This is a genomic window from Alphaproteobacteria bacterium (assembly GCA_015231795.1).
GTDB lineage: Bacteria > Pseudomonadota > Alphaproteobacteria > Rhodospirillales > WMHbin7 > WMHbin7.
On the sequence record JADGAX010000001.1, the window covers coordinates 455,073 to 477,113 of the forward strand.

Here is a 22,041-nt window from a genome sequence, read left to right on the forward strand (position 1 = left end):
GACGCAGATAATAAGGGAGAGAGAAAAGAATGAGCGGCGCCTTTCGTTGGATAATGACCGGAACAGGCCAGCCCATGGTCAAGGAAGCCTTCACGCCCGAACCGAAAGACGGCGAAGTCGTCGTCGAGGTGGCGGGCTGCGGCGTCTGCCATACGGACCTTGGCTATTATTATGACGGCGTGCGCCTGAACCATCCCCTGCCCCTGGCCCTGGGCCACGAGATCAGCGGCTATGTGAGGGCGGCGGGCAAAGGTGCTGAACATTGGATCGGCAAGCCGGTGCTGGTTCCCGCCGTCACGCCTTGCGGCACTTGCGACCTGTGCAAGAGCGGCAAAGGCACCATCTGCCGCGCCCAGAAAATGCCGGGCAACGACATTCAGGGCGGCTTCGCCAGCCATATCGTCGTCCATTCGCATGGCCTGTGCCCGGTCGATCTCGACAAACTGAAGAAAGCCGGTCTGGAACTGGCCGACATTTCCGTGGTGGCCGATGCCGTCACCACCCCCTATCAGGCTGTGCTGCAGGCCGACATCAAGCCGGGTTCTCTGGCGGTGGTGATCGGAGTCGGCGGCGTCGGCGGCTATTGCGTCCAGATGGCGGCCGCCTTCGGCGCCACGGTGGTGGCACTTGATGTTGACGCGAAGAAGCTGGAAGCCATTTCCAAGCATGGTGCGGCCAAGACCATCAATGTCCGCGAGGTCGAGGCCAAGGACTTAAAGAAGATCATCGGCGCTTTCGCCAAGGAACAGGGCCTGCCCAGCACCTGCTGGACCATCTTGGAATGTTCGGGCACCGCCGCCGGTCAAGGAACCGCCTGGAACCTTCTGGTGCATGGCGCCACGCTGTGCGTGGTGGGTTTCACCATGGACAAGGTGGAAGTGCGACTTTCCAACCTGATGGCCTTCCACGCCCGCGTGCTGGGCAATTGGGGCTGTCTGGTCGAAAACTATCCGGCGGCGCTGGATATGGTGCTGAGCGGCAAGGTGCAGGTGAAGCCCTTCGTCGAGCATCACCCGCTTGCCCAAATCAACGAAATCTTCGACGCCGTGCACAGCCACAAGCTGTCGCGCCGCGCCATTCTCATTCCTTAAGAATCAGGGGAAACGTTAAGATGACCGCCACCACCGCCGCCATCGTCAAAGCCACCGCTCCGGCCGAACTCAAGGACCATAATCTGGCCCCCTTGAACAAGGCGCCCGGCGTGATCTTCGAAAAGCGCCCGGCCAAGAATCACGACGGATCGGTCGTTCCCGGGCTGTACAACGCCTGGATCATTCTGGACAACCAGAAGCAGTTCAATTCCTACACCACCGACATGGTCAAGAACGTCATTCTGGCGTTCCGCGAGGCATCCAACATGCGCGACGTCGGCGCCGTGGTTTTCACGGGCGCAGGCGACAAGGCCTTCTGCACCGGCGGCAACACCAAGGAATATGCCGAATATTATGCCGGCAATCCGCAGGAATACCGCCAGTACATGCGCCTATTCAACGACATGGTCTCGTCGATCCTGGGCTGCGACAAGCCGGTGATTTGCCGCGTCAACGGCATGCGCATCGGCGGCGGCCAAGAAATCGGCATGGCCTGCGACTTCTCGGTGGCCCAGGATCTGGCCCGCTTCGGCCAGGCCGGTCCCAAGCACGGTTCGGCCCCCATCGGCGGCGCCACCGACTTCCTGCCGGTCATGATCGGCTGCGAGCAGGCGATGGTTTCCGGATCTCTGTGCGTGCCCTGGTCGGCCCACAAGGCCTATCGCACCGGCATCATCATGGACGTCGTGCCCGGCCTGAAGGTGGACGGCAATTACGTGCCCAATCCGCTGGTCGTCACCGACCGTTATCTCGACGAATTCGGCCGCATCATCCTGGGCGAACCCAAGACCGGCGACGACCTGAAAAAGGGCAAGGAAATCCTGTCCAAGGGCGTGGTCGACCTGTCGGCCCTGGACGCCAAGGTCGATGAGCTGTGCGGCATGATCCTGCACACTTTCCCCGATTGCTTCACCAAGACCATCGTGGAATTGCGCAAGCCCAAGATCAATGCCTGGAACGCCAACAAGGAAAACAGCCGCGACTGGCTGGGCCTGAACATGATGACCGAAGCGCGCACGGGTTTCCGCGCCTTCAACGAAGGCCCCAAGGACAACCGCGAAATCGATTTCGTGGCCCTGCGCCAAGCCCTGGCTGCCGGCGTGCCCTGGACGGCCGAACTGGTCGAAAGCCTGATGCCGAAGGCATGAAAAAATGAGCGACACCCCTTTGAAGGTTACGCTGGACCGCGACGGAAGGCTGCTTCGGCTGCGCTTGAATCAGCCGAAGGCCAACATCGTGGATGCGGCCATGATCGCGGCCCTGTCCAAGGCGCTGGCCGATCATGCGGGCCACAAGCATTTGCGCGCCGTTCTTCTTGAACATGAAGGGCCGCATTTCAGCTTCGGGGCCAGCGTGGCCGAACATATGCCCGATCAGTGCGCCCAGATGCTGAAATCGCTGCACGCCCTGATCTTGCAGATGGTCGCCTATCCGGCTCCGATCCTGGTCGCCATCAAGGGGCAATGTCTGGGCGGCGGGTTGGAAGTGGCGCTGGCCGGACATCTGATGTTCGTGGCCAACGACGCCAAGCTGGGACAGCCGGAAGTTCAATTGGCGGTGTTCGCGCCAGCCGCCTCCTGCCTGCTGCCCGAGCGCATGCCCAGGGCCATCGCCGAAGACATGCTCTATTCCGGTCGTTCGATCAGCGGCGCCGAGGCGGCGGCCTTTGGCTTGGCCAACAGCGCATCCGATGATCCCGAGGCGGCGGCGCTGGCCTATTTCGACGCCACGCTGGCCAAGCATTCGGCATCCACCCTGCGCTTTGCCGTTCTGGCCGCCCGCCAAGACATGATCCAGCGCGTCGCCGCCAAGATCGCCTATGTCGAAGATCTGTATCTGAAAGGTTTGATGGCGACCAAGGATGCCGTCGAAGGTCTCACCGCTTTTGTCGAAAAACGTCCCGCCCGCTGGGAGGATCAGTAATCATGGGAACGCAAGAAATCGTCGCCAAGTGCCAGGCCATTTTCGAGGACTTGAACTTCACGCATGCCCGCGAATGGAAAAAGGCCGCACCCAACCGCAAGGTGATCGGCTTCATGCCGGTCTATGTGCCGCTTGAACTCATCCATGCCGCCAACGCCCTGCCGCTCGGCATCATGGGCGGCGGCGACCAGATGGAAGTGATCCATGGCGACGCCTACTATCAGTCCTATATTTGCCGTATTCCCAGGTCCACCATCGAACTGGGCGTTACGGGCCGCCTCGACTTCGTCGACATGATGCTGTTCCCCTTCGTTTGCGACGTCATTCGCAATCTGTCGGGCATCTGGAAGATGATGTTCCCGAACGTGGTGTCGCGCTTCTTCGACACGCCGCAGAATTTCGAAGAGAAGATCGGCGGCACCTATTACGAACACGAGCTGCTGGAGCTGAAGGAAGCCATCGAGCAGACGACCGGCAACAAGATCACCGACGACGCGCTTAGGAACTCGATCAAGCTGTACAACGAGAACCGCAAGCTGATCTGGGGCCTGTACGACGCCCGCGCCAAGGAACCTTGGAAGTTCCCGACCTGGGAGCTGTACGTGATCATGCGCGCCGGAATCATGATGCCGGTCGAGGAGCACAACCAGCTTTTGAAGGATTATGCCGCCGCCGCCCATCAGGAAGACCGCCCCAAGCGCGACAATTCCAGAATCGTGCTGAACGGCTCCTTCTGCGAACAGCCCCCCCTGAACCTGATCAAGTCGATCGAAATGGCGGGCTGCTACGTGGTCGATGACGACTATGTGCTGGTCAACCGCTTCTTGACCTCAGACGTGCCGGTGGAAGGCGATCCGCTCAAGAACCTGTCGCTGACCTACATCAAGCATTCGGTGGAAACCGCCTGCAAATACGTGCCGAAGGAAGAGGACAAGGGACAGTATCTGGTGGAGCGCATCAAGAAGTGCGGCGCCGAAGGCGTGATCTTCGCCGCCCCCAGCTTCTGCGACCCCGCCCTTCTCGACCGTCCGATGCTGTCGCACCGCGTGACCGAGCACAATATCCCCTCGATCTCGTTCAAGTACGCAGAAAATTCCGGCCAGATGCAGCCCATTCGCGAACAGGCCGGAACCTTCGCCGATTCGATCAAGTTGTGGAACTAGGGAGGCCGCCATGAGCGCCGACAAGAACGTCATCAAAGAAGAATCGATGATCATCCAAAAAGAGATGATCTCCAGAAACTACGACGCCATCACCAGCAAGATGGAAACCGGCCGGAAAATGGCCAGCACCTTCGTGCCCGGCAACTTGAACGAACTGGTGCGTTGTTTTGACATGTTGAACAACCTGCCGGAAATCAACGCCATTCAGGCAGGCATGCGCAAACTGACGGGCGGCTACATCATGGAAGCCGAAAAGGGCGGCCATTCCGAAGACGTCTGCACCTATGTGAAGGCCGACATCGGACAGTTGGGCAAGGGCAACATCGCGCCCAACGGCAAGCCCTACCCCGACCCCGACGTGCTGCTGCTGTCCTACACTGGCTGCTACACGTTCATGAAGTGGTTCGAACTGCTGCGTGAGCAGTACAAGTGCCCGACCGTCATGATCCACGTCCCCTATCAGGGCGACGGCAATTGGACCATGAACATGCGCGATTACATCGTCAAGCAGTTGAAGGACGAGGTCATCCCCACCTTCGAGAAGATTTCGGGCGTCAAGTTCGACATCGATAGGCTTCGCGAGATGATGGCCCTGTCGGCCAAGGCGGAAGACGATCTGGTCTGGGTGATCGAGACCGCCAAGCACAAGCCCTCGCCCATCGACGCCTATTTCGGCGCTGTGTATTACGTGGGGCCGATCTTCTCGGCCTTCCGCGGCACGCAGGAAGCCGTCGATTACTACAAGGTGCTGAAGAAGGAAATTCAGTACCGCATCGACAACAAGATGGGTCCCATCACGCCGGAAGGCGAGATGAAGGAGCAGAAGTACCGCATCGTCGTCGAAGGCCCGCCCAACTGGACCAACTTCCGCGAATTCTGGAAGATGTTCTACGACGAGGGCGCGGTGGTGGTCGCCAGTTCCTATTCCAAGGTCGGCGGCACCTACGACATGGGCTTCCGCCACGATCCCAAGAACCCCTTGGAAAGCCTGGCCGAATACTGCCTGGGTTGCTACACCAACCGCAACCTGCCCACGCGCGTGGAAATTCTCGAGAAATACATCAACGACTATGAAGCCGACGGCTTGCTGACCAACTCGATCAAGAGCTGCAACAGCTTCTCGGCCGGTCAGTTGATGATGATGCGCGAAGTCGAGAAACGCACCGGCAAGCCCGGCGCCTTCATCGAAACCGATCTGGTCGATCCCCGCTATTTCTCGGCGGCCAACGTCAAGAATCGCCTGGAAAGCTATTTCCAGATGATCGAGCAAAAGCGTCGCGGCGTGAAGTCGGCCGCCTGAGGAGGAAACTGAAATGCGTTGCTTTATCGGAATCGACTTAGGCTCGACCACGACCAAGTCCGTGCTGATGGACGAGAATATGAAGGTCCTGGGCCGCGGCATCACGGGATCGCGCTCGAACTACGACATCGCCGCCGCCGTGACCAAGCAGGAGGCCAAGATCGGCACCCGCTTCACGCTGTTTCGCGACAAGCTGGCCAGCAACGGCAAGGCCCAGGACGCCGAACATCTGATCGGCGACCTGGAACGGACCTTCCGCATGGAGCAGTTCCTGTACATGTTGTCGGAACTTGAATCCACCTGCGACGGTTTCGTTTCCGGCCCCCGCGTGGTGGGCAAGGAAAGCGTCATCCGCGAGGCCTTGGACGCCGTGTTCAAGAGCTTGCGCCAGGAGGCCATCGGCATCTACGGCCCCAACGCGGCGCGCAAGTCCGACTTCTTTCGCGATATCGCCGGTTCGCGCTACATGGCGCTGGCCGAGGACATCGCCAAGAAGGCCGATCTCAACTTCGATCTTCTGGTCAACATCTACGACAAGTCGATCAACGAGATCGAAAACCGCATGTCGTCGGACGATGACGTTTCCAAATGGTTCGTCAAAGCCCTGGACCGCGTTCTGGCCGACGGCAGCACGCTGAACAAGGAAAACATCACCTCGGCGATGAACGACACTTTGTCGATCCCGCTCGACGAAACCTATGTCGTCGGCACCGGCTATGGCCGCGTGCGCCTGCCCTTCCCCAAAGAGCATATCCGCTCGGAAATTCTGTGCCACGGCTTGGGCGCCCACATGATGTATCCGGGTACCCGCACCGTGCTGGACATCGGCGGCCAGGACACCAAGGGCATCCAGGTCGATGACCAGGGCATCGTCGAGAACTTCCAGATGAACGACCGTTGCGCCGCCGGCTGCGGACGTTATCTCGGCTACATCGCCAACGAAATGAACATGGGCCTGCACGAATTGGGGCCGATGGCGATGAAGGCCAACAAAGTGTCTCGCATCAATTCGACCTGCACAGTGTTCGCGGGCGCCGAATTGCGCGATCGCCTGTCGCTGGGCGAAAAGCGCGAAGACATCCTGGCCGGTCTGCACCGCGCCATCATCCTGCGCGCCATGTCGATCCTGTCTCGCGCGGGCGGCATTCGCGACGAATTCACCTTCACCGGCGGCGTGGCCAAGAACGACGCCGCCGTGCGCGAACTGCACAAGCTGGTCGAAGAGAATTACGGCAAGCTGAAAATCAACATCGACCCCGATTCGATCTATACCGGGGCCTTGGGCGGCGCCACCTTCGCGCACCGCGCCTGTAATTGAGCTGAAAGGAAACCGCCAAGATGAGCACGCTATACACTGCGGGTATCGACATCGGCTCGGGCGCCGTGAAGGCCGTCGTTTTCAAGCATGAAAACGGCAAGGAAACCTGGATCTCCAAGCGGGTCGAGCGCATCCGCACCCGCGATCCCCTGCTTCTCGCCCGTGAAATCTACGAGGGCGTGCTGGCCGATGCGGGCGTCTCGGAATCGGACATCGCCTATATGGCGACCACGGGCGACGCCGAGAATCTGAAATTCTCGACCGGGCATTTCTATTCCATGACCACCCATGGGCGCGGCGGCCTCTATCTGGTTCCGGAAGCCCGCGCCGTGCTGGATGTCGGGGCCTTGAACGGCCGCGCCATCCGGGTCGATCAACGCGGCAAAGTCGAGAATTACCGCATGACCAGCCAGTGCGCCTCGGGTTCCGGCCAGTTTCTGGAGAATATTGCCCGTTACTTAGGCATCGCCCAGGACGAAATCGGATCGCTGTCAAAACAGGCAGACAATCCCGAGAAAGTGTCGTCGATCTGCGCCGTGTTGGCGGAAACCGACGTCATCAACATGGTGTCGCGCGGCATTAGCGCTCCTAACATCTTGAAAGGCATCCATCTTTCGATGGCAACCCGCTTGGCCAAGCTCTTGAAGACCATCGGCACCAAGGATGGCGTGGCGGTCATGACCGGCGGCCTTGCAATTGACGAAGGGCTGATCGGCGCTTTGAACGAAGCTCTGGTCGAGGAAAAGATGAACATAGTTGTCAAAGGCCACTCAGATTCGATATATGCAGGCGCAGTCGGCGCCGCGCTCTGGGGTGCCTTCCGTCATGAAAAGCTGGCCCGCTTGGGGCAGTTGGCCACGGCGGCCTGATAATCGTTCGCACTAACGCAAGGACCAAGAAACATGGCTCTGTTGATTAACGAAGATTGCACCTGCTGCGACGCCTGCGTGCCTGTCTGCCCGAACAAGGCGATTTCGGCTGGCGACACCATCTATCTCATCGATCCGGCCAAGTGCACGGAATGTGTGGGCGCTGAAGACAGCCCGCAGTGCCAGTTGGTCTGCCCGGCTGATTCCATCGTCCAAGACCCCAAGCATGTCGAGACGAAGGACCAGTTGGAAGCCAAGTACAAGTCGCTGCACTGAGCTTTCAGCCGTCAGCTTTCAGCTTGCGAAGGGGCCGGAGAATTCTCCGGCCCTTTTTCGTGCCTGCATTCCAGGCTTTCGGCATGGCAACGCCATGTATTGCCGCCCGATGACTTCGCCCGGTACATGGCGATGTCGGCCATCCGCAACAGGTCGTCCAGCGTTTGGGCGTCATTGGGAAAAATGGCGATGCCGATGCTGCAGCCGCGGCTATGGCGGATATCCTCGGCGATCAGCGGCTGTTTGAAAATATCCAGAATGCGCCGGGCCAGATCGGCGGCGCCGGTGACGGCGGGAAGATTCTCGGCCATGATCAGAAATTCGTCGCCCCCGAAACGGGCCAGACTGTCGCTTTCACGCAGAACCCCCTTCAATCGCTCGGAAACAGCCATAAGCAACCGGTCTCCGGCCTCGTGGCCCAAGGTCTCGTTGACTTCCTTGAACCCGTCCAGATCCAAAAGAAGGACCGCCGATTGCGTTTCGTGCCGCCGGGCCAAGGCCAAGGCATGCGACGCATGCAAATTGAACGACGCCCGATTGGGCAGGCCGGTCAGGCTGTCGGTGTGCGACAGATAGGCGATGCGGTCCAGCATGCCCTTGACTTCCTGCTTGACGGCGGCCACCTCGCCCAGGCCGTCGGAAACGACCTCTCTGGCTTCAGGGCTGGCCTTTCCCAGATATTTGATGTCATGGGCCAAATGTTTGAGCGGGCGTGAAACATAGACATGGAGCATGACATAGACCACCCCCATCAATGCCGCTCCGCTGATCGCCAGAACCAGCAAGGCCACATTCAGCGTTTCCCGACCCAGCTTGACATGCTGACGGCCGAAGGCGGTTTTCAGAAGCATCACGGGGCGCCCGCTCAGATCGTACAGCGATGCCGTGGCGAACAGTTTGCCGCCCGCTGAATCCAAGCCAAGGCGAATGTCGCCAGGCGTCAAAACGGACAAGAGATGCGCGTCTTCGGAATCCTTGTTCATCAGCGCGGCGGGAAGCCCATAGACCTGACTGCCGGTTCTTTTGCCCAAGGCCGCGAAATGACGGTCATCTAGCAATTTCCCAACGATCAGATAACCGCGCAGTGGCCCTTGGAAATGGCTGGTCACGATGGGCCTGGCGGCGATCAGCATCAGGCCCAAGGGCGTCTCGACAAAGCCGGTCAGGCCGATGTCGATTTCCTTCAAGGCCAGAACGGGACTGTCCAGCGGCAATTGCTGACCGGGAAAAAGCGGATGCGGCTTGGGCGTCGAATTGTTCGGATCAAGGGCGCGTCCCCAAATCGTGCGGCCTTCGGTATCGACGAACCACAGCAGCGCCAGACGCTGTTCGAACATCACCTTCGTTTCAAGATTGCCCGCAATGAACGCGTTGTTGCGGTCATGGGCAAAGGCGTAGGCGTCGTCCCAGGAGGCCCAATCGGTGGCGAAACGATCCAGCAGAACAAGGTCGTTTTCCAACTCGGCCTGCACGCGACGCATGTCCTCGCGGGCATGCAGGTCGTCCAAGCCCTCAAAGCTGGGCAAGACGACACGGTGCAAAACGAAAGCGTCGATGGCCAGAAAAACGATCAGGGCCGCAGCAACCAAAGCACCGACACGGTTGGCGATCGTCATATGCGGCCCCAGACCCGTTGATTTATTGTCTTGAAAAGGTACCCCCGTTCGGCCGTCAACTCAAGGTCGCGGGCAAAAAAAAGGAAGCGCGGAGGAAGACCTCCGCGCTTCTAGGTTATCCGCATCCAGCGGCCAGGTCAGACGACCCGGCGGGAGAAGGAGAGACGCTGGGAGGGATAGAAGCCGCAACGCTTCAGGAAAGCGAGTAACTGGAAATTGTCCCACTGGACGGTGGTCGTCACCTGCTCGACCTTCAGCGACGACAGGTTGGACAGAAGTTGGCTGAGCAGCGCCCGACCCACGTCGCGCCCGGAAAAGGCTGGAGACACGCCCATGGTTTCGATAACCGCCGTGGCCTCGGTGCGGCCGAATTCGCCGTAATCGACGCGCGCCATGAGAAAACCGGCGAATCCGCCTTCCAACTCGGCTGCCAGCGACACCCGCACGCCGGATTCCCGGATCACTTCGGCCATCTTGCGCTTGTAAAAGGCGGTGCGGTCGCGCCCGGTGATCTTCTTGTCGATCGCGATGACGCCCGCCAGATCGGCGTCGGTCATCGAACGAACCGGGATGCGGTCGCGCGACAGCGCTTCGAAATCGTCGCCTGACGGATCGGACAGATTGAGTTCCGGGGAAACGGGGGGGACTTGATTGCGGGGCATGCTGTCGTCTCCTTGGAACTTAGAAGTCGGCGGGCAGGCTGACCGAACGCTCGAGCGTCAGTCGGGGAGCCAGTTGGAAACCCGAAGCGATGAAGAAGCTGATCAGATCCTGTTCAGCAATCGCCGCCTGGGTCTGCAATTCCATGACGCCCTTGCTTTTCAAGACGGCGTCCAGGCTGGCCACCAGGGTCTTGGCAAGACCGGCGCCCCTGGAGCGGGGATCGACGCCCAAAGCGTCCATCACGGCGACGGGAGCGTTGCCGCCGAATTCGCCGTCCAGGATGTAGCCCATCAGAAAACCCTTCATCTGGCCGCCGATTTCAGCGCCCAGGGCAATGAAGGAAGAGGCGTCGCTCGCCATCGCCTTCATGCGCTTCTCATAGAAGCCGCGCCGGGAATGGCCGGTGATCTTCTGGTCCAGCGCCACGATGGCGTCCAGATCGCCAGCCGTTAATGGCCGTACTTTGGCTTGGTCTGCCATGCCGTTGACTCCCCTGATGCAAGACCGCCCGGCCCGGCTTGACTTGGCCATCGGCTCGGGCTAGCCTTGGAAAGCAATAATTCGGTACCCTAATGCCTATTTAAAAGCGAGTCAAGGGGGCTTCTATGGCAGCGCAACAAAATACAAACGCACCCGCATGCGTCTATCGGGGCTTCGGCTTTGAAGGCCGTTTGGCCGTCGTCACCGGCGGCGTGCGGGGCCTGGGGCGGGCCATTTCCGACGCCTTGGCGGCAGCCGGGGCCGAAGTTCACGCCTTCGACTGGGACGTGTCCGGAGCCGAAGACGCCCCCTTCCAGGTGCATAAGGTAGACGTTTCAAGCTCGGCCAGCGTCAATGCCGCCATGGCCGCCCTGCCCCGCCCCCCCGACCTGCTGGTCAACAATGCGGGCATCACCAGGGACAAGCGCATCGTGAACATGAGCGACGAGGATTGGAACGCCGTGATCGGCGTCAACCTGACGGGCGCGTTCAACATGATCCGCGCGGCGGCGCCCGGCATGAGCGAAAAGAAATTCGGGCGCATCGTCAACATCGCCTCGATCAACGGCATACGCGGCAAATTCGGCCAAGCCAATTACACGGCAGCCAAAGCGGGCCTGATCGGACTGACCAAGACGGCCGCCCGCGAACTGGGCGCCAAGGGCATCACCGTCAACGCCATTGCGCCGGGCATGATCCTGACCGACATGACGCTGGCCTTGGATGAACAGTTCCGCCAGAAGGCCCTGGACGAAACTGTTCTGAAGGCTCTGCCCGCGGCTGCCGATCTGGCCAACGCCGTCATGTTTTTCCTGTCGGACGCAGCGACATTCGTGACCGGCCAAGTGATGAAGGTCGATTCCGGACAGTATATTTAATCGCGAAATCGGCTATAATTTCCCCGTCACGTCCCCGTTTGAAGGGACGGCAATGAGAGGGGCGGTTCTTGCGGCGAGCGTTTTTGATTCTGGCGGCCCTGTTCGCCCTGTTTCCTGACTGCCCCGCCAGGGCGGCCAGCGACATCCAGCTTCCCGAAATGCTGCTGGCCGCCATGCCGCAAACAAGCGACATTCGGAAAACCAGCGGCCACGATGGCTGGTGGCAGGAGCCGCCGGAATTCCTGGGCCGCCTTGATCCCGCCACCGGCTTGCGCACGCTGGTTTTGCAATCCTTCCGCCTGCCCGAACAAGGAACGCGCGAACGGATCATGATGGCGATCTCGGCCTATGTCTCGCCAGAAGCCGCGCATGCCCGCTTCAACGACATGGAGCCGCAAGACAACCGCGCTTATGGGCAGACGCAAACGCTGGCGCAGACGCATAAGTCCGAGCAGATGCGCCTGCATTCGACGACCAGGCCCCGCGGCCAAACCTTGCGCGTCCAGGAAGGGCGCTACATCCTGCGCGTGACCCATTGGACCGACGGATTGCCGCTGACGCCAGCGCAGATGGCGCAACTGGCCCATCTGTCGATCGACCGCCTGTCCGAGTTGGATCGTGAGAAACGCCCCTTGCCAGCGCCGCCGCCGCTGGCCAAGCACCTGCCCCAGGAAACGCCGAAACTTGCCAAGCCTTTGGGAACGGCGGCGGGTCCCATCGAATGGGCGGCCTTCGATCGCGCCCTGGGCGAGAACGTGCCCGACCCCAGCTTGAAGGATTTTCTGGACAAAACCGCAACTCCGCCAATGATCGCGCTTCGCCGCTGGCCGTTGACCACGGCGCCGCCCGGCCAGGTGGTGGATGCGATGCTTTTCAGACTGGCCGACGCCAAATCGGCCTTGCGCTATCTGGTGTTGGAACGCGAAAACCGCTTGCCCGAGCGCTTGCAACTTTCGCCAATGGCCAAACTGCCGTCCTACATGGAACTGAGTTCGGGCGAGCGCGGCACCAAAATTTCGCTGGTCTTCGCCAAAGAGCGAACAGTCGGGATTCTTACTTGCGGCGCGCCCTACTTTTTCGCGTCGGAAGAATGCAAGCCAGCCCTGCTGGAACTGGCCGATATCATCGCCGCCTCGCTAACGCAATAAAGCGAACGAGCGAAATCACTTCCGGTGACGCCCCACCAGTTTCATCATGGTGTCCAGGGTGATGGAATGGAAGGTGGCGCGTTCGATGGCTTCGACCTCTTCGATCACCTGCGTCAACGCCAAGCCTTCCGGCGTGTCATCTCCTGGCTCACGCTCGCCCGAGGAAACGGTCTCGACCGTTTCAAACAGGCGGATCACGTCCAGCAAAGTCGTGCGCTTGGCGTTGCCCGAGAAACGATAGCCGCCGCCAGCTCCGCGCACGGCCTCCACCAGTCCCTCGCGCCCCAGGCTGCGCAGCACCTTGGCCAAATGGTTGGTGGAAATGTCGTATTTTTCCGCGATTTCGTTGGCGGACAACTGGCGCTTGGGATCGCTGGCCAATTCCAAGATGGCGTAAAGGGCGCAACGCGTCGCTTTCTGAAGCCTCATGATTCAAGTTCCGTCTCAAGCTGGATGTAATGGCTGGCCATCATGCCCTGGCTGCGGAAAAAGCTCATGACAAGTTCATTCTTGTGCGAAACCGTGGTGCGCACCGTATGCACGCCGAATTTGCGAAACCCATCGCAAATGGCTTGGTAGAGTGCCGTGCCGACGCCGGTTTGACGGCCTTCGGAATCGACATTGATGCCGAAAATCCAGCCGCAGGGGGGGGAATCGAATTCCCAGGCCCGCACCTCGCCCATGATATAGCCCAGGAGCTTCTTGTTGGCGTCTTCGGCCAGCAGGAAATACCGACCTTTTCGCCGACCGCCATAGCGTTCGAAAACGTCCTGCCAGTAATCGGGCTTGGCGATGCCCGAAATCCGCTCGTCCAGGGCGGCCACGGCGGGAAGATCTTCGCCGGTCACCGTCCGAATGTCGTAGGCGCGGTCATCCGAAGATGAGAGCTTCATAATAAACGTTTTCCCCCTCGACGAATCGCACACAGGTTGACAGCATGGCCTCAAGGCGACAAACTGTAAATAGGTAACTCAGTACCGAATTGCGCACTGAGATTCAGCCAGCCGGAAGCGGCACATGAAACGGGGAGCCAAGACAATGGAAGACCACAGCATCCGAATCGAGAAGCAGAACGCGCCAAGTCAGCTTCATTTCGCGCCGGTCTTCAATGTGGCCATCCACTTCATCGACCGGCACTTGAAGGAAGGGCGAGCCGACAAGCTGGCCATCCGTTCCGATGCGGGCGACGTCACCTACGGCCAACTGGCCGCCAACGTGAACCGGGCGGCCAATGTGTTGCGCTCGCTTGACATGGCGCCCGGCCAGCGGATGCTGATGGTGGTCAAGGATTGCGCGGAATTCTTCTATCTTTTTTGGGGCGCCATCAAGGCTGGCGTGGTGCCCGTTCCCCTGAACACGCTGCTGCGCGCCAGCGACTACGCCTATATGATCGAGGATTCGGGATGCGCCGCCTTTGTTTATTCGCAGGAATTCGCAGCCGAATCGGAGGCCGCCCTGGCTGCCGCCAAATCCAAGCCCCAGCATGTCTTTAAAACTTCCGGCTTCAGCGATTTGATGGCCAAGGCGTCGGACCAATTCACCGCCCATCCGGCCACTGCGACCAGCGAATGTTTCTGGAACTATTCCTCCGGCTCGACGGGGCGTCCCAAGGGCACCGTGCATTGCCACCGCGACATGCCCATCACCGCGCAATGCTATGCCGTGGACGTGCTGGGCGCCAAGGAAAGCGACGTCTTCTTCTCGGCCGCCAAACTGTTCTTCGCCTATGGCATGGGCAATGGAATGGTCTTTCCCTTGTGGACGGGCGGCACCGCCGTGCTGTTGGAGCCGCGCCCGACGCCGGAAAGCACCTTCGCCGTCATCGAGAAATTCAAGCCGACCCTGTATTTCGGCGTTCCCACGCTGTATGCCGCCCAGTTGGCGACGATGGAAAACGCCAAGCCCGATCTGTCGTCGATCCGCTATTGCGTTTCGGCGGGTGAGGCCCTGCCCGCCGACATATTCCGCCGCTGGAAGGAAGCCACGGGCCTGGACATTCTGGACGGCATCGGATCGACCGAGGCCCTGCATATTTTCATCTCGAACCGCCCGGGCGACATCAAGCCCGGCACGTCGGGGCGCGTCGTCCCCGGCTATGAGGCGAGAATCGTTTCCGAAGACGGCAAAATCCAGCCGCCGGGCGAATCGGGCAAGCTGCATATTCGCGGCCTGTCGACCGCCGTCTATTACTGGAACCAGCCGGAAAAGACCAAGGACACCATGCTAGGCGACAATTGGCTGAATACCGGCGACACCTACATCATGACAGAGGACGGGCATTTCCAATATTGCGGGCGTTCGGACGACATGATGAAAGTGGGCGGCATCTGGTGTTCGCCCTTCGAAATCGAAGCCAAGCTGGTCGAACATACCAAGGTCTTGGAAGCGGCCATCGTCGGGCGCGGTGACGATGACGGCTTGGTCAAGCCCGAAGCCTGGATCGTGCTGAAGGACCAGCGCGACGCCTCGGAAAATACTGAGGCCGAGTTGCGTGAACATTGCAAGAAGGGGCTTGCGCCTTACAAATATCCGCGCTGGTTCCACTTCGTCGAGGAACTGCCTAAGACGGCGACCGGCAAGATTCAGCGTTTCAAGCTGCGCCAGCATTGATGCAAAGCAAGCTCGTTTCCTTAAAAGAGGCGGTGGCCGGATTCATCAAGGACGGCGACCGCCTAGTGATCGGAGCCAGTCTCGAGGCCGCCATTCCCTTTGCAGCCACCTTCGAGCTGATCCGCCAGAACAAGCGCCAACTAGACCTGATCGCCCCCATCTCCGACGCTTCTGCCGACATGCTGATCGGTGCCGGATGTGCTGGCAGCATTACCGGGGCCTGGGTGGGCAATGTATCCGGCGGGCTTGGCCATAATTACCGGCGCGCCATGGAACAGGGCCTCCCGCACCCCCTGAAGGTCAACGATTTCTCGAACTTCTCGCTGGCCATGGCCTTGATGGCGGGTGCCTACGGCATGCCTTTCGTGCCTGTGCGCTCGCTGTTGGGATCAGACATCACGCAGTCGAACCCCGACCATAAGATTTTGCAAAATCCGTTAAGCGAAGCCCCCGATCCCGTGGTTCTGGTCAAGCCCTTGGTCCCCGACGTCGCCATCTTTTCCGTGCCGCGCTCGGATGTTTTCGGCAACGCTCATTTCTGGGGCAGCCTTGGCGTGGTGCAGGAAGCGGCGCTGGCCGCCAAAAGCGTGATCCTGCTGGCCGATGAAATCGTGGAACCGGCGGTGATCGCCTCGGACCCCAACCGGGTGATCTTTCCCGGCTTCAAGGTCAAGGCGGTGGCCCATGAACCGGCAAGCCAATATCCATCCCCGATGACGGGATGCTGGAAGCGAGACAACGCCTTTTTCAACGATTATCACCAACGGTCCAGAGATCGCGAAGGCTATCTGGCTTGGCTTGAGGAATGGGTGCTGTCGCTTCCCGACCACGCATCCTTGCGCGCCAAACTGGGCACGCGCCTGGACGACTTGCGCATCAAGGGCACGGCCCTTGCCGCCCCCGCCAACTTTGCGTCGGAGTAAGCGGCATGTCTTCAAAATATTCCACGCAGGAACTGATGATTATCGCCAGCGCCCGCGAGATCAAGGACGGCGAAGTGGTGTTCGTCGGCATGCGCCTGCCGATTACCGCCTTTGGCGTGGCGCGCCTGACCCACGCCCCCAACGCGGTCGGCTTGTTCGAAGTGGGGATCGCCCGCTATGAACCGGCCAAGGACATGCTTTACACCATGAGCGATCCACCCAATCAGCAGAACGCCGCTTGGTGTACCGGCACTATGCAAGTGATGGGTTTGCTGCAAGGCGGCCAGGTGGATGCCGGATTCATCGGCGGCGCCGAGATCGACCGTTTCGGCAACATCAACACCAGCTATATCGGCGGCCACAAACAGATGAAGACCAAGCTGCCCGGATCGGGCGGCGCCGCCGACATCGCCGCCATGTCCAAGCGTCTGCTCGCCATCATGAATCACGAGCCGCACCGGCTGGTTAGGCGCGTCGGCTACGTCACCTCGCCAGGGGGGCTGGATGGCGGGAATGCGCGCCGGAAGGCCGGTCTGCGCTGGGGCGGCACCGGCGCCGTGATCACCGACCGCGCCATCTTGAAGCCTTATGGCGAGGACGGGGAATTGCATCTGTTCAGCATCCATCCCGGCCACACGGCCCTGGAAGTCAAAAATCATACGGGATGGGAGTTGAAGGACCATCCCGACCAGATGCAAACGCCCGAACCCACGCGCATCGAGATGGATGCGCTGCACGCCATCGACCGCGACGGCTTCTGGCGCGGCTGATCAGCCTATCATCCTGAATTTTCTCTGCGGATCTGTAGCCTTACGGCTGGACCCGGCCTTCGGATTCGGGCAGGCTTCAAAGGTCGGTCCGATTAAATGGGAACGCAAAGCCGCTTTTGCAAATCCCCTTGCATCTGCCCGGGAGTTGTTTATAACCTTAATGACGCATTTCGGTATTAAAATACTGCTTTAGACTGGGCGCGCCCCAAAACTGTATCACGTCCGAACCAACGGACAGATTCAAACGGTCACTTTTCGGGAGGACTCCATATGACGTTTCTGACTACGCCCGTATCCCGCCGACGCCTGTTGGCTGGCACTGCCGCCGGTGCCGCGGCTGTTTCCACTTTCACCCCCACCCGCTTCGCGATTGGCCAGACGGCCAAGCTGAAGATCGGTCTGATGCTGCCCTACAGCGGCACCTACGCATCGCTTGGCAACAACATCACCGACGCCTTCAAACTGCGTTTGGCCGAAGTTGGCGGCAAGCTGGGCGGCCGCGAGGTCGAGTTCGTGCAGCTCGATGACGAATCCGCTCCGCCCAAGGGCAAGGACAACGCCGCCCGCCTCGTCACCAAGGACAAGGTCGATGTGCTGGTCGGCACCGTGCATTCCGGCGTCGCCATGGGTATGGCCGCCGTGGCGCGCGAAGAAAACGTGCTGTTGGTGGTGCCCAACGCGGGCGCTGGCGACATCACGGGCAAGATGTGCGCGCCCAATATCTTCCGCACCTCGTTCTCGAACTGGCAGCCCGGCTATGCCTGCGGCCCGGCCATGATGAAGGACGGCAAGAAGAACGTCGTGACCATGACCTGGAACTATCCGGCGGGCCATGAGCAGATCGGCGGTTTCAAGGAATCCTACACCGCCGCCGGCGGCAAGGTCGTCAAGGAAATCCTGCTCGACTTCCCCAAGGTCGAGTTCCAGGCCTACCTGACCGAAATCGCCGCCCTGAAGCCCGACGCCGTGTTCGTCTTCTTCTCGGGCGACGGCGCCGTCAAGTTCATCAAGGATTATGCGGGCGCTGGCCTTAAGGGCAAGATTCCGCTTTACGCCACCGGTTTCCTGACCGACGGCGTTCTGCAGGCCGTGGGCAACGATGCCGAAGGCATCCGCAACACGCTGCACTACGCCGACTCGCTCGACAACCCGGTGAACAAGAAGTTCGTGGCCGCCTTCAAAGCGATGACCAAGCGTGATGCCGACGTCTTCGCCGTGCAGGGCTACGACACCTGCTCGCTGCTGGCGACCGGTCTTGAGGCCGTCAAGGGCGACATCAAGGCAGGTGCCACGCTGTATTCCACGATGCGCAACACCATCGTTGACAGCCCGCGCGGCAAGTTCACCTTCTCGGCATCTCACAACCCGGTCCAAGACTTCTACATGCGCGAAGTCAGGGGCGGCAGGGATGTCGTGCTGGGCGTGGCCGTCAAGGCGCTCGCCGATCCCGCCAAGGGATGCACGATGGTCTGAGTCCATAACGGATCGAGATCCGCCGTCCCGTCAGGGGCGGCGGGTCCCCTTCCCGCCTGTTAGCGCTTCTGGATTCAAGTCCGGCCCATGGATACCAGCTATTATCTCATTCAAGCTCTGAACGGCATTCAGTACGGCTTCCTGCTATTCCTGGTGGCAAGCGGGCTGACGCTGATTTTCGGCATCATGGGCATCATCAATCTGGCCCATGGCTCGTTTTTCATGATCGGCGCTTATCTGTGCTGGTGGCTGACGTCGCTGACCGGCAACCTGTTTCTGGGCATTCTAGCGGGCGTTCCGCTGGCGGTGGTGCTGGGCCTGCTGATCGAGCGTTTCGGCATCGTCCATCTTTACAAGCGCGACCATCTTTATCAGGTGCTGTTCACCTATGGCCTGATTCTCATCTTTGGTGAAATGCGCAGCATCTTGTGGGGCAACGAAGTTCAATCGGTGCAGATCCCCGAAATTCTTTCGACCGCGATCCCCTTGACCGAGGTGCAGTCCTATCCGGTTTACCGCCTGTTCATCTCGCTGGTCTGCATGGCCTTGGCCGCCATGCTGTATTTGGTGGTTCAGCGCACGCGCCTGGGCATGACCATTCGCGCTGGCGCATCGAACCGCGAAATGGTGCAGGCGCTTGGCCTGGACATCGCCAAGCTGTTTGCCATCGTCTTTGCCTTGGGCGCCGCCCTTGCCGCCTTCGCTGGCATGGTGGCCGCCCCCGTGCAATCGGTTTTCCCCGGCATGGGCGATGAAATCCTGATCGTTTCGCTGGTCGTCGTCGTGGTCGGCGGCGTCGGTTCGATCAAGGGCGCCTTCCTGGGCGCCATGCTGATCGGACTGGCCGACACTTTCGGCGCCGTCTTCTTGCCCCATGGCGCGGGAACGGTGATCTATACCGTGATGGCGATCGTTCTTTTGTGGCGCCCTCAGGGCCTGTTCGGACGGGCTTGACCGATGTACGCGCTTTCTCGTCCCGCCCTGGTTCTGCTGCTGCTGATGGCGATCTGCCTGGGCCTTTATCCCCTGATTGGCGACAGTTATTACATCCGCCTGCTGACCAAGATCATGGTGCTGGGCATCTTCGCCATGAGCCTCGACCTGTTGATCGGCTTTACCGGCTTGATCAGCCTTGGCCATGCCGCTTTCTTCGGCGTGGCCAGCTATGCCGTGGCTTGGTACATCGTCAAGGCGGGCGTAACCAGCCTGCTCCTCATCTTGCCGACCGCCGTCGGCGTCTCCGCCGCCTGCGCGCTGGTCATCGGCTGGCTGTCCATCCGAACGGCGGGCATCTATTTCATCATGATCACGCTGGCCTTCGCCCAGATGCTGCACGCCTTCTTCAAGGATCAGAAATACTGGGGCGGCACCGACGGCTTCAATTTCTACGACAAGCCCAAGCTGGCCTTCGGCGATACGGTCGTGCTGGATCTTTCGAACCGTTTGACCCTGTACTATTTCACCTTCGTCTTGCTGCTCAGCGCCTTCATCTTCCTGGTCGTGTTGCTGCGCTCGCCCTTCGGGCGCGCCATTCAGGGCGTCAAGGTCAATGAGGGGCGCATGCGCGCCATGGGCTACAACATCCGCCATTTGAAATTGATGAGCTTCATCATCGCCGGTTCACTGGCGGGTGTCGCCGGTTTCCTGGAAGCCACCCGCACGGCCTATGTGAATCCGGAACTCATGTCCTGGCACATGTCGGGCAACGTCATGATCATGGTGATCCTGGGCGGCATGGGCACTTTGTACGGCCCCTTGCTGGGCGCGCTGGCGCTGACGCTGCTGGGCGACAACATCTCGAGCATGTGGGATCACTGGCTGCTTATCATGGGCCTGTTCGTGATCGCCGTCGTCATGTTCCTGCCCGAAGGCATCGCTGGCCTGATCGAGAAGGCGGCCGACCGCTTCAAGCGAAAACCTCCCCCCAAGGAGGAGACCGAGCCATGAGCGGCATCATCCTGGAAACGCAAAATCTGTCGCGCCATTTCGGCGCCTTGATGGCGGTCGATGACGTGACGCTCAGCTTCGAGCGCGGGTTGGTGCATGCCGTGCTCGGCCCCAATGGGGCAGGCAAGACGACGCTGATCAATCTGCTTTCGGGTGAAATCCTGCCCTCGTCGGGCAGCATTCGCTTCAAGGATCACGACATCACCAACCTGCCCGCCAACGACGTCAGCCATTTGGGAATCGGACGCAGCTTCCAGAAGACGAACATCTTCCCCAATTTCACCTGCTTCGAAAATTGCCGTTTGGCCGCCCAGTCGCGCATGAAGGGGATTTTCCATTTTTTCAGACCGGCCCTTTCCTACAAGCGGATCAACGAACTGGCCGAGAAGGGCCTTGAGATGTGCGGCCTGACCAAGCGCCGCGACACCTTGGCCCAGGCCATGAGCTATGGCGAGCAGCGCCAGTTGGAAATCGGCATGATGTTGGCCACCGAGCCGGAACTGCTGCTGCTCGACGAGCCGCTGGCGGGCATGGGCGCCGAGGAATCGCTGCGCGTGATTGAGCTGTTGCGCAGGCTGGCCAAGGAACATACGCTGATCCTGATCGAACATGACATGGACGCCGTGTTCGCCGTCGCCGACCGTTTGGCGGTGATGGTCAACGGCCGTCTGCTGGAAACCGGCACGGTGGCCGAGGTGCGGGCCAGCAAGGCCGTGCAGGAAGCCTATCTGGGCAGCGAAGACGAGGGGCACTGACATGAACGCCGTCACCCCCATGATCGAAGTCGAGAATCTGCAAACCTATTACGGCGCCTCGCATGTGCTGCATGGCGTGTCGTTCCACGTCAATCCCGGCGAAACCGTTTGCCTGATGGGCCGCAACGGCATGGGCAAGACGACGACGCTGCGCTCGATCATCGGCCTGACCCCGCCCCGCCACGGCACGGTGAAAGTCGAGGGAACCAACGTCACCGGCTGGCCCGCGCATCGCGTGGTCAAAAAGGGCATCGCCTTCGTTCCGGAAAACCGCGGCATCTTTCCCAACCTGTCGGTGCGCGAGAATTTGATCATGGCGTCCAGGCCCAACCGCCAAGGCCGCGTCGATTGGAGCTTCGAGCGCGTGGTGGAAACCTTCCCGCGCCTGGGCGAGCGGCTGGACAATATGGGCAATCAGCTTTCCGGCGGCGAACAGCAGATGCTGACCATCGGTCGGGCGCTGATGACCAACCCCGACCTTCTGATTCTCGACGAGGCGACGGAAGGCCTGGCCCCTTTGATCCGCAAGGAAATCTGGTCGGTGATCAAAACCATCAAGGCGACCGGCATCGCCTCGATCGTAGTCGACAAGGACGTGAAGTCGCTGCTGGAAATCAGCGATCGCGGACTGATCATGGTCAAGGGCCGCATCGTGCATGACGGACCCGCCGCAGAACTGGCCGCCAATCCCGAACTGCATGTGCGTTATCTGGGTGTTTGACCTTGTCTGATTGTTCGCCAGACGGTCTTGTTTACGAATCCACCCTCACCTGTCCATCTTGCCAACATCGCTGGGTGGAGGTCATGCCCGCCAACGCCTGCATCCAGTGGAGCGACT

At 60.3% G+C, this 22,041-nt stretch carries 23 protein-coding genes; 18 read left to right on the top strand and 5 right to left on the bottom strand.

The features are described from left to right. Nucleotides 1-29 precede the first annotated feature (29 nt). From had to HQL44_02190, 8 genes are read left to right on the top strand one after another with little or no spacing between them, the layout of a single operon-like run. Nucleotides 30-1,091 (top strand): 6-hydroxycyclohex-1-ene-1-carbonyl-CoA dehydrogenase, encoded by a 1,062-nt coding sequence (gene had / locus HQL44_02155; protein ID MBF0267373.1) that lies wholly within the window; start codon nucleotides 30-32, stop codon nucleotides 1,089-1,091. A gap of 20 nt (nucleotides 1,092-1,111) precedes the next feature. Next, nucleotides 1,112-2,239, top strand: a complete 1,128-nt coding sequence (gene oah, locus HQL44_02160; protein MBF0267374.1) for a 6-oxocyclohex-1-ene-1-carbonyl-CoA hydratase — start codon at nucleotides 1,112-1,114, stop codon at nucleotides 2,237-2,239. A 4-nt stretch (nucleotides 2,240-2,243) separates the two neighbouring features. Next, the gene (locus HQL44_02165) at nucleotides 2,244-3,014 is read left to right on the top strand and encodes a cyclohexa-1,5-dienecarbonyl-CoA hydratase (GenBank protein ID MBF0267375.1); all 771 of its coding nucleotides are present in this window, start codon (nucleotides 2,244-2,246) and stop codon (nucleotides 3,012-3,014) included. Nucleotides 3,015-3,016: 2 nt separating this feature from the next. Beyond that, nucleotides 3,017-4,177, top strand: coding sequence for a benzoyl-CoA reductase subunit C (gene bcrC / locus HQL44_02170; GenBank protein ID MBF0267376.1), 1,161 nt, complete (start codon nucleotides 3,017-3,019; stop codon nucleotides 4,175-4,177). Between the two features lie 10 nt (nucleotides 4,178-4,187). Further along, nucleotides 4,188-5,477 carry a benzoyl-CoA reductase subunit B gene (gene bcrB, locus HQL44_02175; GenBank protein ID MBF0267377.1) on the top strand — a complete coding sequence of 430 codons (1,290 nt, stop codon included), beginning with the start codon at nucleotides 4,188-4,190 and terminating at the stop codon, nucleotides 5,475-5,477. Nucleotides 5,478-5,490: 13 nt separating this feature from the next. Further along, the gene (gene bcrA / locus HQL44_02180) at nucleotides 5,491-6,795 is read left to right on the top strand and encodes a benzoyl-CoA reductase subunit A (GenBank protein MBF0267378.1); all 1,305 of its coding nucleotides are present in this window, start codon (nucleotides 5,491-5,493) and stop codon (nucleotides 6,793-6,795) included. Nucleotides 6,796-6,815: 20 nt separating this feature from the next. After that, nucleotides 6,816-7,664, top strand: coding sequence for a benzoyl-CoA reductase subunit D (gene bcrD, locus HQL44_02185; GenBank protein ID MBF0267379.1), 849 nt, complete (start codon nucleotides 6,816-6,818; stop codon nucleotides 7,662-7,664). A gap of 33 nt (nucleotides 7,665-7,697) precedes the next feature. Then, nucleotides 7,698-7,940, top strand: a complete 243-nt coding sequence (locus HQL44_02190; protein ID MBF0267380.1) for a YfhL family 4Fe-4S dicluster ferredoxin — start codon at nucleotides 7,698-7,700, stop codon at nucleotides 7,938-7,940. 11 nt (nucleotides 7,941-7,951) lie between these two features. Here HQL44_02190 and HQL44_02195 read toward each other — a convergent pair whose 3' ends face one another. The 3 genes from HQL44_02195 to HQL44_02205 all read right to left on the bottom strand — a co-directional run bounded on the left by HQL44_02195 (nucleotide 7,952) and on the right by HQL44_02205 (nucleotide 10,699). Continuing rightward, the gene (locus HQL44_02195; protein ID MBF0267381.1) at nucleotides 7,952-9,556 is read right to left on the bottom strand and encodes a diguanylate cyclase; all 1,605 of its coding nucleotides are present in this window, start codon (nucleotides 9,554-9,556) and stop codon (nucleotides 7,952-7,954) included. A gap of 137 nt (nucleotides 9,557-9,693) precedes the next feature. Next, nucleotides 9,694-10,218 (bottom strand): GNAT family N-acetyltransferase, encoded by a 525-nt coding sequence (locus HQL44_02200; protein MBF0267382.1) that lies wholly within the window; start codon nucleotides 10,216-10,218, stop codon nucleotides 9,694-9,696. Between the two features lie 19 nt (nucleotides 10,219-10,237). Further along, complete coding sequence (locus HQL44_02205) at nucleotides 10,238-10,699, bottom strand: GNAT family N-acetyltransferase (protein MBF0267383.1); 462 nt, start codon at nucleotides 10,697-10,699, stop codon at nucleotides 10,238-10,240. Between the two features lie 125 nt (nucleotides 10,700-10,824). Between HQL44_02205 and HQL44_02210 the strand changes: the two genes are divergently transcribed. Further along, entirely contained in the window at nucleotides 10,825-11,577 is a 753-nt protein-coding gene (locus HQL44_02210; protein ID MBF0267384.1) for an SDR family oxidoreductase, read from the top strand. A gap of 68 nt (nucleotides 11,578-11,645) precedes the next feature. Then, nucleotides 11,646-12,725, top strand: coding sequence for a hypothetical protein (locus HQL44_02215; protein ID MBF0267385.1), 1,080 nt, complete (start codon nucleotides 11,646-11,648; stop codon nucleotides 12,723-12,725). 15 nt (nucleotides 12,726-12,740) lie between these two features. On the opposite strand, the gene HQL44_02220 is transcribed toward HQL44_02215, so the two are convergent. Beyond that, entirely contained in the window at nucleotides 12,741-13,154 is a 414-nt protein-coding gene (locus HQL44_02220) for an Rrf2 family transcriptional regulator (GenBank protein ID MBF0267386.1), read from the bottom strand. Continuing rightward, nucleotides 13,151-13,618 (bottom strand): GNAT family N-acetyltransferase, encoded by a 468-nt coding sequence (locus HQL44_02225; GenBank protein ID MBF0267387.1) that lies wholly within the window; start codon nucleotides 13,616-13,618, stop codon nucleotides 13,151-13,153. Before HQL44_02225 ends, HQL44_02220 begins: the two co-directional genes overlap by 4 nt. Nucleotides 13,619-13,763: 145 nt before the next feature. Between HQL44_02225 and HQL44_02230 the strand changes: the two genes are divergently transcribed. The 8 genes from HQL44_02230 to HQL44_02265 all read left to right on the top strand — a co-directional run bounded on the left by HQL44_02230 (nucleotide 13,764) and on the right by HQL44_02265 (nucleotide 21,924). Beyond that, nucleotides 13,764-15,335, top strand: a complete 1,572-nt coding sequence (locus HQL44_02230) for a benzoate-CoA ligase family protein (protein MBF0267388.1) — start codon at nucleotides 13,764-13,766, stop codon at nucleotides 15,333-15,335. Then, nucleotides 15,335-16,258: a CoA transferase subunit A gene (locus tag HQL44_02235; GenBank protein ID MBF0267389.1), complete on the top strand. Its 924-nt coding sequence runs from the start codon at nucleotides 15,335-15,337 to the stop codon at nucleotides 16,256-16,258. The genes HQL44_02230 and HQL44_02235 overlap by 1 nt, the downstream gene beginning before the upstream one ends. A 5-nt stretch (nucleotides 16,259-16,263) precedes the next feature. Next, a complete protein-coding gene (locus HQL44_02240; protein MBF0267390.1) occupies nucleotides 16,264-17,028 on the top strand; it encodes a CoA-transferase in 765 nt (254 codons plus the stop codon). Between the two features lie 270 nt (nucleotides 17,029-17,298). Then, nucleotides 17,299-18,501 (top strand): ABC transporter substrate-binding protein, encoded by a 1,203-nt coding sequence (locus tag HQL44_02245; GenBank protein ID MBF0267391.1) that lies wholly within the window; start codon nucleotides 17,299-17,301, stop codon nucleotides 18,499-18,501. 87 nt (nucleotides 18,502-18,588) lie between these two features. Then, nucleotides 18,589-19,455, top strand: a complete 867-nt coding sequence (locus tag HQL44_02250; GenBank protein ID MBF0267392.1) for a branched-chain amino acid ABC transporter permease — start codon at nucleotides 18,589-18,591, stop codon at nucleotides 19,453-19,455. A gap of 3 nt (nucleotides 19,456-19,458) precedes the next feature. After that, complete coding sequence (locus tag HQL44_02255; protein ID MBF0267393.1) at nucleotides 19,459-20,448, top strand: branched-chain amino acid ABC transporter permease; 990 nt, start codon at nucleotides 19,459-19,461, stop codon at nucleotides 20,446-20,448. Beyond that, nucleotides 20,445-21,203: an ABC transporter ATP-binding protein gene (locus tag HQL44_02260; GenBank protein ID MBF0267394.1), complete on the top strand. Its 759-nt coding sequence runs from the start codon at nucleotides 20,445-20,447 to the stop codon at nucleotides 21,201-21,203. The genes HQL44_02255 and HQL44_02260 overlap by 4 nt, the downstream gene beginning before the upstream one ends. Before the next feature lies 1 nt (nucleotide 21,204). Next, nucleotides 21,205-21,924: an ABC transporter ATP-binding protein gene (locus HQL44_02265; GenBank protein ID MBF0267395.1), complete on the top strand. Its 720-nt coding sequence runs from the start codon at nucleotides 21,205-21,207 to the stop codon at nucleotides 21,922-21,924. Nucleotides 21,925-22,041 lie beyond the last annotated feature (117 nt).